This is a genomic window from Bacillus sp. Brlt_9, assembly GCF_051948935.1.
In the GTDB taxonomy this organism is placed as follows: domain Bacteria; phylum Bacillota; class Bacilli; order Bacillales; family Bacillaceae_G; genus Bacillus_A.
Genome location: NZ_JAYJLO010000005.1, coordinates 38,788 through 51,093 on the forward strand (window position 1 = coordinate 38,788; position 12,306 = coordinate 51,093).

General features: G+C 34.5%; 9 protein-coding genes, 1 pseudogene and 3 other annotated features. Of the genes and pseudogenes, 8 read left to right on the plus strand and 2 right to left on the minus strand.

Going from position 1 to position 12,306, the window contains the following annotated elements; translation table 11 throughout:
- Positions 1–98: 98 nt before the first annotated feature.
- Together VF726_RS20095 and entB are read left to right on the plus strand one after the other, a co-directional pair.
- Positions 99–860: a glycosyltransferase gene (locus VF726_RS20095; RefSeq protein WP_440171501.1), complete on the plus strand. Its 762-nt coding sequence runs from the start codon at positions 99–101 to the stop codon at positions 858–860.
- A 243-nt stretch (positions 861–1,103) separates the two neighbouring features.
- Positions 1,104–2,636, plus strand: coding sequence for a cell wall-binding protein EntB (entB, locus tag VF726_RS20100; protein WP_440171503.1), 1,533 nt, complete (start codon positions 1,104–1,106; stop codon positions 2,634–2,636).
- A gap of 50 nt (positions 2,637–2,686) precedes the next feature.
- Here entB and VF726_RS20105 read toward each other — a convergent pair whose 3' ends face one another.
- Positions 2,687–3,205, minus strand: a complete 519-nt coding sequence (locus VF726_RS20105; RefSeq protein WP_440171505.1) for a kinase — start codon at positions 3,203–3,205, stop codon at positions 2,687–2,689.
- Between the two features lie 100 nt (positions 3,206–3,305).
- On the opposite strand from VF726_RS20105, the gene VF726_RS20110 reads away from it, so the two are divergent.
- From VF726_RS20110 to VF726_RS20120, 3 genes and pseudogenes are all read left to right on the plus strand, one after another.
- Complete coding sequence (locus tag VF726_RS20110; RefSeq protein ID WP_063260555.1) at positions 3,306–3,611, plus strand: YfzA family protein; 306 nt, start codon at positions 3,306–3,308, stop codon at positions 3,609–3,611.
- A gap of 13 nt (positions 3,612–3,624) precedes the next feature.
- A pseudogene (locus tag VF726_RS20115) lies at positions 3,625–4,158 on the plus strand (GNAT family N-acetyltransferase); the annotation flags it as partial.
- 15 nt (positions 4,159–4,173) lie between these two features.
- Complete coding sequence (locus VF726_RS20120; RefSeq protein ID WP_440172057.1) at positions 4,174–4,704, plus strand: cysteine hydrolase family protein; 531 nt, start codon at positions 4,174–4,176, stop codon at positions 4,702–4,704.
- Between the two features lie 123 nt (positions 4,705–4,827).
- On the opposite strand, the gene VF726_RS20125 is transcribed toward VF726_RS20120, so the two are convergent.
- On the minus strand, positions 4,828–5,265 hold the full coding sequence (locus VF726_RS20125) for a YndM family protein (RefSeq protein WP_097843557.1): 438 nt from the start codon (positions 5,263–5,265) through the stop codon (positions 4,828–4,830).
- A 150-nt stretch (positions 5,266–5,415) separates the two neighbouring features.
- Here VF726_RS20125 and VF726_RS20130 point away from each other — a divergent pair, with 150 nt between their 5' ends.
- The 3 genes from VF726_RS20130 to aroC all read left to right on the plus strand — a co-directional run bounded on the left by VF726_RS20130 (position 5,416) and on the right by aroC (position 12,288).
- The gene (locus tag VF726_RS20130; RefSeq protein ID WP_440171507.1) at positions 5,416–8,928 is read left to right on the plus strand and encodes a DUF4020 domain-containing protein; all 3,513 of its coding nucleotides are present in this window, start codon (positions 5,416–5,418) and stop codon (positions 8,926–8,928) included.
- 107 nt (positions 8,929–9,035) lie between these two features.
- Positions 9,036–9,272 (plus strand) — a binding site (T-box leader).
- 54 nt (positions 9,273–9,326) lie between these two features.
- Positions 9,327–9,562: a binding site (T-box leader), on the plus strand.
- A 194-nt stretch (positions 9,563–9,756) separates the two neighbouring features.
- Positions 9,757–10,833 (plus strand): bifunctional 3-deoxy-7-phosphoheptulonate synthase/chorismate mutase, encoded by a 1,077-nt coding sequence (locus VF726_RS20135; protein ID WP_440171509.1) that lies wholly within the window; start codon positions 9,757–9,759, stop codon positions 10,831–10,833.
- A gap of 9 nt (positions 10,834–10,842) precedes the next feature.
- Positions 10,843–11,062 (plus strand) — a binding site (T-box leader).
- 53 nt (positions 11,063–11,115) lie between these two features.
- Positions 11,116–12,288, plus strand: a complete 1,173-nt coding sequence (aroC, locus tag VF726_RS20140; RefSeq protein WP_440171511.1) for a chorismate synthase — start codon at positions 11,116–11,118, stop codon at positions 12,286–12,288.
- Positions 12,289–12,306: the final 18 nt, after the last annotated feature.

The following is a 12,306-nucleotide window of genomic DNA, read 5'->3' on the forward strand; positions in this document are numbered from 1 at the left end:
ATTAGTAATAGCGTATTTTTAGTTTTTATAATACACCCTCATAAATATTAATATATGTTATATAGAGTGAAATTTCATTTTATAAAAAGGGGTGTGTTATGAAAGAAACAAATGACTCTTTAGGAAACGATTTAAAGAAAGATATAAAGTTTTCTATTATAATCCCTGCGCATAATGAAGAAAAGTACATTGGAAAATGTTTAGATTCAATTTCAAAGGTAGCGGAAGCATATAAAGATCAAACTGAAGTCATAGTGGTTTTAAATCGTTGTACAGATAAAACAGAGGAAATCGCAAAGGAGTATAACTGTATTACATTAAAAAATGACGATAAAAATTTATCTAAAATCAGAAATGCAGGAGCCGAAATAGCTAACGGAGAAATAATCATTACTATAGATGCTGATACGCAAATGACAGAGTCTTTTTTGTCTAACGTAGACAAAAATTTAGTTTCAGGTAAATATATTGGCGGTGGGGTAACGGGAAAGTTTGAAAGACTATCTTTAGGAATATTTGTTTCCGCATTGTTAATTATAATTCCATTATTTTTTAAGTATGGGGCTATATCTGTCGGGATTTTTTGGTGCTATAGAAAAGATTTTATGGCGATTAATGGATTTAATGAAAATATGCTTATGGCAGAAGATGCAGATTTTGCAAAACGGTTAAAAGAATGGGGAAAACAAAAAAATAAGAAATTCGGTACAATAAAAAATGGAATGATAACCTCGTGCAGAAGATTTGATACATATGGAGATTGGACTTTAGTTAAAAATCCAAAAATAATTTTAGCGTATTTAAAAGGAAATGATAAAAAATATGCAGATAAAACATATTATGATAATCAAGAAAGATAACTGTAGAAATTCTTAAACAAATAGCCTTTCGTTCACCTCATTTTATATATGATGAGGTGATTTTTTATTTAAAGAACGCAAATGTATAAATTTGATATTCTTGAAGAAAAAGGATATTTCGAACAACAATATATTAAGTAGTATTAATATATTGTTACAAAAGTTTTGATATTCTGTGAAAATACCTTATTTTATGGAAGTATTTGATATAATAGAAGTCAAAAAAATGTCATGGAGGATAATATGAAAAAAATAATTGGCGCAGCAACAGCAACAGTTTTTGGGATGGGGGCTTTTACCACAGTTGCTACTGCAGAAACTATCGTAACAGCAGATGTACTCAACGTACGTGAAAAGCCAACTACGGAATCAAAAGTTGTAAAAAAAGTAAAAGAAGGAGAAAAGTTAAAAGTTATACATACGGAAGAAGGATGGTCCAAAATTGATTTAAATGGTAAAGAAGTATTTGTAAGTGCGGAGTTTACAAAAGATATGTATTATGTAACCGCGAATTTGTTAAATGTCCGCTCTGATGCAAATACTGAATCAGAAATACTTGGCAGACTGAAAAAAGATGATGTAATTGAAACAACACATCAAGTAAAAGACGGTTGGCTACAATTTGAGTATAAAGGAAAAACAGCTTATGCAAATGTTTCTTTCCTATCAAGTACAGCCCCAGTTGAAAAAAAAGCTGAAGAGAAAACGAAGAAAGTAGCAAAAGTACAAAAAACGGTTAAAGCTAAGGATGAAGTTAAAGCACAAAAGATAGCAAAAGAAGAAGCGAAAGTACAAGAAGTAGCAAAGCCTAAGGAAGAAGTGAAAGTACAAGAAGTAGTAAAGCCAAAGGAAGAAGCGAAAGTACAAGAAGTAGTAAAGCCAAAGGAAGAAGTGAAAGTACAAGAAGTAGTAAACCCTAAGGAAGAAGCGAAAGTACAAGAAGTAGTAAAGCCAAAGGAAGAAGTGAAAGTACAAGAAGTAGTAAAGCCAAAGGAAGAAGTGAAAGTACAAGAAGTAGTAAAACCTAAGGAAGAAACGAAAGTACAAGAAGTAGTAAAGCCTAAAGAAGAAACGAAAGTACAAGAAGTAGTAAAGCCTAAAGAAGAAACGAAAGTACAAGAAGTAGTAAAGCCTAAAGAAGACGTGAAAGCTCAAGAAGAATCAAAAGCTAAAGAAGAAGAGAAAGCAAGAGAGATAGCAAAGGCTAAAGAAGAAGAGAAAGCAAGAGAGATAGCAAAAGCTAAAGAAGAAGAGAAAGCAAGAGAAATAGCCAAAGCTAAGGAAGAAGAGAAAGCAAGAGAAATAGCAAAAGCTAAAGAAGAAGAGAAAGCAAGAGAAATAGCCAAAGCTAAGGAAGAAGAGAAAGCAAGAGAAATAGCCAAAGCTAAGGAAGAAGAGAAAGCAAGAGAAATAGCAAAAGCTAAAGAAGAAGCAAAAGCAAAAGAAGAGTCTAAAAATAACATTCAGTCCGCTAAACGTGAATTAACGGTAGTTGCGACAGCATATACTGCTGATCCAAGTGAAAATGGTACATATGGTGGACGCGTTTTAACTGCGATGGGGCATGATTTAACGTCTAATCCGAATATGAGAATTATCGCAGTGGATCCGAAAGTAATCCCATTAGGATCTAAAGTATGGGTAGAGGGTTATGGCGAAGCTATCGCTGGTGATACTGGAAGTGCTATTAAAGGAAATCGCATTGATGTTTTGATGGGCACAAAAAGTAAAGCTATGAATTGGGGAAGACAAACTGTTAAAGTTAAAATTCTTTAATAAATATAGTTATCTAGAAAGAAGTCAGTTCTCTTTATTGAGGCTGGCTTTTATTTTTGTATCGCAACATCATTAAGAATCGTATCAAATATATCTTTTTGCGTGAAGTTATCTGTAAAAATAGTTTCTCTAGAAACTTCAATTGTATCGTGCGGATTATACCATTTTTGTAGGGAATCCTCACCAAATTCATGTCGTTTGTCCCTTGTATTATGTCGTCGAATCGTTTCTTTTAATAATAAATCAAAGTAATATGTATAGGCGTTTCCTTCAAAAAAATGTATTAATTCTTTCAACATTTCACCGTATCTACGACTGTTTAAAATGCCTTCTAAAATAACAAATTTACATTTTCCTTTTCCGTACTTTGTAATTTCAAATAGTAAATCATGTGATAAATTCCCCATCGTATCGTGTACTCTAAGCATATCTCTACGTACAACATCCTTTGATACTAAAAGTGTACCTTGTCCGAAATGTTCTTGTAATTGCTTTGCGATTGTTGTTTTACCACTTGCGGAGTTGCCTCTAAGAATGATTAAAGTTGATTTAAGTATAGGATTAGACATAATGTATTCCCCCAGCGTGAATGAGTATATAGAAAATTTTAACAAATAAAGTGCGGAAAGTGTATAATTAATAGGATTGAAATAAAAAGGTGGGAGTTAGATGGAACATGAATTAAATAAGGCGCAGCCGATTTGGAAACGGACATGGTTTCGCTATCTAGGGGCATTTATAATTGTTCAATTACTATTTATTATTTGTGAGATTACAGGATGGGCACCAAATTTTAAGCCAAGTGGAGAGTTTTTAAATAGAATTTTACATTCTGAATTTTTCACGGAATGGTTCACTCCATATGAAATTCCTCATTTTAATGTGTTTACAGCATTTTTTGCGATTACATTGTTACCATACGCATTAATTGGTGCAATGAAAGATTTCACAACAAGGAAAAATATAAATAATTAAAAAGAGGTATTATATGCTATTTCAAAAAGATCATGTATCGGTACGGTACGTAAAAGAAGAGGATGCACAGGTCATTTCAAAATGGTTAACAGACCCAGAAGTATTGCAGTATTACGAAGGAAGAGATAATCCGCAATCTGTAGAAATGGTACTGAATCATTTTATACATAATCCAAATAGTCATGAAAAAAGATGCTTAATAGAGTATGATGATGTGCCAATTGGTTATATTCAAATGTATCCAGTTGATTCTGAGTGGAAAACATTATATGGCTATGAAGAATCACAATATGTATGGGGAATGGATCAATTTATCGGAGAACCGAATTATTGGGGAAAAGGAATTGGAACGAAACTCGTTCAGGCAGCAATTACATATATTATGGAGAACACGGGAGCAGAAGTAATTGCAATGGACCCGAAAGTAAATAATGAACGCGCGTTAAAATGTTATGAAAAATGCGGATTTAAAAAGGTGAAGATTTTAAAAGAACATGAGCTACATGAGGGGAAATTAGAAGATTGTTGGATGGTGGAATACAAACAAAAGGAGCTGCATGAAATGAAAAAAGCTTTAATCGTAATTGATGTGCAAGCAGGTATGTATACAGCAGGATTGCCAGTACATAACGGGGAGAAGTTTTTAGAAATATTGCAAGAACTTATTGGGCGATGTCGTTCTAATGATATTCCGGTTATTTATGTACAACATAACGGGCCGAAAGATCATCCGTTAGAAAAAGGTACAGAGGGCTGGAAAGTACATGAGGCGATTGCTCCGCAAGAAAGGGACAGTATTGTTGAAAAGACGACGCCAGATTCATTCCATAAGACAAAATTAAACGAAGTATTACAAGAAAAAGGAATTGAACACGTTATTATTTCAGGTATGCAAACGGAGTACTGTGTGGATACGACAACGCGAAGAGCGTTTAGTGAAGGGTATAAAGTAACGTTAGTGAGTGATGCACATAGTACGTTTCATACAGAAGTGTTACGTGCGGAAGACATTGTAAAGCATCATAACGTGGTGTTTGGAGCGTTTGCTAATGTTGTTGCGTTAAAAGATTTGAAAGTGACTGCCTCTAAATAAGAGGTAGTTTTTTATTATATGAACGATATCTTGAAAACATCGTTCATATAATTTCACGTACCATAATGAATACATGAAAAAGGAGCACCAAATAATTAAAAAGGGTGCTCCTGCATCGAAATGTTACTTCTTCTTATCTTTATCCAATATATTCTGTTCTTCAGCAAATTCTGTACCATACGCAAAGCGGCGATTAATATGAATGTTATCATTGTGGTGCCTTGTGTGCGAGTTAGAAAAACGATGAACGATTACTTCAGATAATGTAAAGACTGTAGCGGAAAGGAAGCTACCCCATGCAATTTGCATGTAATTGTCTAATAAAATATTACCAAAAATCCATACGCTTAAATACGTTAGTAAGAAATCCGACATAATGGCACCAGTATTGCCTATTCGGTTTAATATGATTTTATCGACGAACATATAGGATACGATTGTAACAAAGAGACTAAATGAAATAATTTGGACGAATGTTGCAGGGAAAAATAAAGCAAGTCCAATACTAAATGCGATAATGCACGATATAAACTTAATAAGAACTACAGTAAAACCATTCAATATTTACACCTCCGATTTATACATAGTTTTACAATAAATTTAGGAGTTCATACATTGTAACAAATATATTTATATAAAACTTTTTCATGTTCCATTTTTGTCTAAATATTAAAAAAACAAAGAAAAAATGTTATAGTAAAATGAGAGTATATGACATTTTTAGGTAAGGGGGAATCCTTCGTGTGGATTACTTCAGAAGTAGAAATTCCAGATGAGTTAATTGATCATCTGGAACAAGGAAAGTTAGTACTATTTGTTGGAGCGGGAGTTTCTATGAAAGGGAAATCTAACTTACCGAATTTTGATGATCTAGTTGATGAAATTGCAAAAACGTTATATGTCGAAAAGCGTGAAATAACAGAACCTCATGATTATTATCTTGGTAAAATTGCGAAAACAAAAGACGTACATCAAGTTGCAAGAGATTTAGTTCATACTGAAAAGTCAAAGCCGAATCCGCTTCATTATGCGATTCCGAGGTTGTTTCCTTTAGATACAGAAGTCCGCATTGTAACGACAAATTTTGATCGACATTTTACAACTGCGATGAAAGAAATGAATAGAGAGTTAAACGTATATTATGCACCTGCGTTACCTACAGGTAGAGCGTTTAAAGGACTTGCTTACATACATGGCAATATAGAACAAGAGAAAGAAGCGTTAATTTTAACAGATGGTGATTTTGGAAGGGCTTACTTGACGGAAGGGTGGGCAAGAAGATTTTTAGTTGATTTATTCTCTAATTACACCGTATTATTCGTTGGATATAGCCATAATGACCCAGTAATGAAATATTTAGCGACTGGTTTACCACCAAGTACAAGGCGTTATGCCTTTGTTGCACAAGGGGAAAATACGTACCACTGGGAGCATTTAGGGATACGGCCGATTGTATATCCGAATAAAGGTAATAATCATCAATCTCTCGTTAAAGCAGTGAAGCGATGGGCAGAATTAATGGGGGATAATTATATTACAAAACGAATGCGCATTCGTGACATAGTAACAGTTCCACCTTCAGTAGAGCAGGAACAATTATCATACATAAAGCAATCAATAAAAAAAATTGAAACAGTCCGCTACTTTGTCGAATTTGCTCATGATTATGAATGGGTGGAATGGCTTGAAGCAGAAGGGAAATTACAAAATTTATTTTTTGTTACATCAACCTATAATGAGGTAGATGAACTACTTGCAGAATGGTTAGTAGAACAATTTCTTTTTAGTCATCAAAAAGAATTATTTCAATTAATTTTTAAAAATCATTCTAAACTATCTCCGTTATTATGGAGAACAATTTGTAGTTACTTAAACGAGACGAAAATTGATATGGATCCGTTGTTGTTTGCAAGATGGACACTTCTTTTACTAGAAACAGCTGAAAAAGATAGTAAATCAATTGAAAAAATTTCTTATTTACTGCAAAAATGTTCTTTTCCTGAGCATAAAGAGATTGCTTTATTGTTACTAACGTTTATTTTGGACGGAAAACTTAAATTGAAGCGGGAGAGGAAATGGGGAAATGATACGCAAGAATCAATTGAACTTGAGGAATTGAGTCGCTTACCAGTATCGACATTTTCGTATGTGGAGCAAATTTGGAATGAGAAGATGAAACCGCATATTGCCTATTACGCCGTACCAATTATGATGATGGGTATAGAGAAGATGCGAATGTTATCACTAAGGCAAACGGCATTGAAAAAAAGAGATAAGGAAAATGTAGAAAAAGAGTTTCAGCAAAATGATCTTGCGTTTTTAATTCAAATTGTAAAAGAGTGTTTAGCTTATTTATGTGAAAACAATGAGAAAAAAGCAAATTATTATATTACAGAAATGATAGAAGCAAACAGCATACTTCAGAACCGAATTGCAATTGATGCGATGAATAAAAATATATTCGTTAGCGCCGATGACAAAATGAAATGGTTGTTACAGGAAGGACTTCTTTTAAATGTCACGTATAAACCCGAAGTTTTTCAACTTATAAAAAATCATTTCGTACTCTCTTTAGAGAAAACAAAAGAAGAAGTCATTCAAATAGTACTGAAGGACCTTGCAGAGGAGAGAGCATTTGATGTCTGTTTCGTGTTAGATTTATTATTCACTTGTGATTCGAATAGTCCCTCTACAGCAAAAGGTTATGAGGTAATGAAGCAAAAGCATCCTCACTTTCATTCTGATCGATACAGCGTACAAAAGAAAGAAACCACAGAACAAAGTATTACTTGTAATGTAACTGCCGATGGATTATTGCAGCTAAAAGATGAGGAAATTATGAAACAAGTTCTCCAATTTTCTCAAGACGGTGTTTTTGAACAACGTCATTTTTTAGAGATGTTATCGAAAGCATGTAAATTGAATACAGAATGGAGTATTTCATTTGCTTACCAATTAGTTAGCATGCACGAAATAAGTAATGAAGTATGGTTTGTTTGTATTAGAGAGTGGCGAAATAACCGAGGACTGACAAATGAACAAATCCAAAAAGTTATTCCGTTATTACAGAAATTTGTTAGAAATACTGCTTTTCATTGGTTAATTAGCAGTTTTCTATATGAAATTAGTAACCGATTAGAAGAATTAGACGAAAACAGCATACGCAACGTAAAACGGTTTGCTTTTTCGGTATTCCCTCATGTAATGAAAAGTGATACAGATTTTAAACTTGGAAAACAAGATTTTTACAATGAATCGATTCAGCATCCAGTTGGGAAAATGACAGCTGTATTATTAAAACTGTTATCATATGATCATTTATACGATCGTAACGTGTATGAATATTTATTTTTATTTGAAGAACAAGTAAGAATTAGTTCAGAGCGAACAAATTACATGTTAGCTCGTTTAGTAGCAGATATAACATTTCTTTATCATATTGAGAAACAATGGTGCCGAAAATATTTGTTACCGTACTTAGATTTAAAGAAGGAAAATGAGATTACGAAATATGCATGGGCAGGTTTATGTTACACGCAAATCAATTTACCTTTATTTACAGAGATGAAGCGATTTATTAAGTATGCGGTAGAACATTTGGAAGTATTACATCCGCATACGAGGGAAGCTTTTTTGAAATGGCTTAGTTTTGTATTTATTAAATGTGTACTGTATTGGGAGCAAAAAACAGATTGGTTATACCCGTTGCTTATACAAGAAAATGAAGAAAACAAAATTAAATTTATGCAGTTTTTATGCTATTACGTCAAAACGTTAAGTGTAAAAGAACAACAAAAATTTTGGGTAGCTTGGTTCAGTATATTTTTACGAGAACGACCGAAAATGGGTGAAATCACAGCTAGAGAGTATGTAATGCTTTTACGTATTATTTTATTTATGGATGAAATAGTAGAGAGAGGTTTATCGATAATATGTAAAACATTTTCGGACGTTGGTGGAAAAGGGAATCAAACGGAGTTAAAACAGTTATTTAATGAAATGCTTGAAAAGACAGAGCGTATAAAAATATACAAAGATTTGTATGCAAATGTATTTTTTACTTTATTGCAAACGCTTCAGGAAGCCGATTTACTTGAAACGGAAATCATTCGAATAAAAGAAGTATTAATCCGGTATGGAGTAGAAAAATATGTATTAAATGCAATAGATAATGAGATAATTCGCATCGGAATTGTTATGGAAAATTTACAAGAAGAAATGTAGGGCGAAAGTGGAATTTTAAAAAATATATAAAAAGTTGTTGACAGTGTTTTGAAAAGCGTTCTATAATACGAATCATACTTATTCAATTTCAAAAACATTTGAATAAACAAAGTGCAATGAAGAGATCACAGTAGTGGTTAGTCTTACTGTAACAGAGAGCTGGTGGTTGGTGTGAACCAGTACAGGGATAATCATGAATTACAGTCTTGGAGCATCTTTTTCGTAGTAAAGATAGTATTGTCTTTATGAAGAAAAAGCGGTCAATTGATCGTTAACAGTGAAGAGAGGTAGACAGAAAGTTAGTCTACAACTAGGGTGGTACCGCGATAAATATCGTCCCTACTGATTTATTCAGTAGGGACTTTTTGTATTTTAGTGGTCCAACTTGAAAATTAAATATTCATGCGTTGAAAGGAAAAGCAGTAGTTGTTGTTTCCCTGTAACAGAGAGCTGGTGGTTGGTGCGAACCAGTACAAAAACAAGAGCGAATTACAGTCCTAGAGCATCTTTTTCGTAGTGAAGATAGTATTGTCTTTATGAAGGGAAAGACGGTCAGATGATCGTTAACAATGAAGAGAGGTAGACGAAAGAAGTCTACAACTAGGGTGGTACCGCGATAAATATCGTCCCTACTGATTGGATCAGTAGGGATTTTTTGTACAAAAAAGTGGGTTTTTATCTAGTAGTTAGTGTCCTTATAGTAAATATTCGTTTAAAATAAGAAGAGGTATCGATTCCACTTAAAATTTGTATAATTTATCAGTTCAGAAAATAGAGAATTTTTCATTTTATTACTATACTTTTAAAACATTAGAGGAGGATTTCCAAATGGCAAATCATGAATTAGATCAATTACGTAAACAGGTAGATGAAATTAACTTACAACTATTACACCTTTTAAACAAACGTGGTGAAATCGTTCAAAAAATTGGGGAGCAAAAGCAAGTACAAGGTACGAAACGTTTTGATCCAGTACGTGAGCGTGAAGTACTTGACATGATCGCAGAGCATAACGAAGGACCATTCGAAACGTCAACAGTTCAACACATTTTCAAAACAATCTTCAAAGCTAGCTTAGAATTACAAGAAGATGATAACCGTAAAGCGTTATTAGTATCACGTAAAAAGAAACAAGAAAACACAATCGTTAATGTAAAAGGTGAATTGATTGGTAACGGAACACAAACATTCATCATGGGACCTTGTGCGGTAGAAAGCTTAGAACAAGTTCGCCAAGTAGGGCAAGCGATGAAAGACCAAGGCTTAAAATTAATGCGCGGTGGTGCTTTCAAACCGAGAACATCTCCATACGATTTCCAAGGTTTAGGAGTAGAAGGGTTACAAATTTTACGCCAAGTAGCAGATGAGTTCGACTTAGCGATCATTAGTGAAATCTTAAATCCGAACGATGTTGAAATGGCGCTAGACTACGTTGATGTCATTCAAGTTGGCGCACGTAACATGCAAAACTTCGATTTATTACGAGCTGTAGGTAAAGTTAACAAACCAGTATTATTAAAACGTGGATTAGCAGCAACGATTGATGAGTTCATTAACGCAGCTGAATACATCATTGCACAAGGTAACGACCAAATTATTCTATGTGAGCGCGGTATCCGCACATACGAAAGAGCGACACGTAACACATTAGATATTTCAGCAGTGCCGATTTTAAAGAAAGAAACACATTTACCAGTTATCGTTGACGTAACGCATTCAACTGGACGTAGAGATTTATTATTACCAACAGCGAAAGCAGCACTTGCAATTGGTGCGGATGCGGTAATGGCTGAAGTACATCCAGACCCAGCGGTTGCATTATCAGATTCTGCACAACAAATGGATATTCCAGAATTCCATAAATTCATGGAAGAGTTAAAAGGATTCAAAAATAAATTATCTTAATTCCATATCATATATGCGCTGAAGAGGAAACAGTAGTGCTTATCTCCCTGTAAAAGAGAGCTGATGGTCGGTGTGAATCAGTACAAAGATAAGCATGAATTACAGCCTTGGAGCATCTTTCTCGCCAACTTTAGGAGGGAAAGACGGTCAAGCGATCGTTAAAGAAGAAGAGAGGTAGACGATAGTTGTCTACAACTAGGGTGGTACCGCGATAAACATCGTCCCTACTGAGCGCTCAGTAGGGACTTTTTTGTACAAAAAAATAGTAAAGGGGCAAGGGAAATGAGATACATTACAGCTGGAGAATCACATGGGCCGCAGTTAACAGTTATTTTAGAAGGTGTACCAGCAGGTTTAACACTGGCAGCGGAACATATTAATAAAGAATTATTGAGAAGACAAAAAGGGCACGGACGCGGAAGACGTATGCAAATTGAAACTGATACAGTTGAAATTGTAAGTGGTGTTCGTCATGGGATGACACTTGGCTCACCGATAACATTAATCGTAAAAAATGACGATTTCAAACATTGGACGAAAGTAATGGGTGCAGAGCCAATTTCGGAAAAAGAAAGTAAAGAAATGAAGCGTACAATTACAAAACCACGTCCGGGACATGCAGATTTAAACGGAGCAATAAAATACGGACATCGTGATATAAGAAACGTACTAGAGCGCTCATCTGCAAGAGAAACGACAGTTCGTGTAGCTGCTGGTGCAGTAGCGAAACAAATTTTAAAAGAATTAGGCGTAGAAATTGCAGGGCACGTGCTTGAAATTGGTGGAGTAAAAGCAAAACATATTTCAAACTTATCTATTGAAGAAATTCAAACAATTACTGAAAACTCACCAGTTCGATGTTTAGATAAAGAAGTGGAACAAGAGATGGTGGATGCGATTGATAATGCGAAAAGTAGCGGAGATTCAATTGGCGGTATTGTGGAAGTCATTGCAGAAGGAATGCCGATTGGCGTTGGTAGTTACGTTCATTACGATCGTAAATTAGATGCAAAACTTGCTGGTGCGATTATGAGTATTAATGCATTTAAGGGTGCTGAAATTGGCGTTGGTTTTGAAGCGGCAAGACAGCCAGGAAGTAAAGTGCACGATGAAATATTATGGGATGAAGAACAAGGATACACGAGAAAAACGAATAATGCCGGTGGTTTAGAAGGTGGTATGACAACAGGCATGCCAATTGTCGTAAGAGGTGTTATGAAGCCAATACCTACATTATACAAACCGTTAGCAAGCGTTGATATTGATACGAAAGAAGCATTCCAAGCAAGTATTGAAAGATCTGATAGCTGTGCAGTACCAGCAGCAGGAGTAGTAGCTGAATCTGTTGTAGCATGGGAGCTTGCACATGCGCTAGTCGAACAATTCGGAAAAGATCGTATGGAGTTAATTCAGCAAAACATTACGCAACATAATAAATACGCAAAAGAATTTTAATAAAAAGGTGGTTTTAAC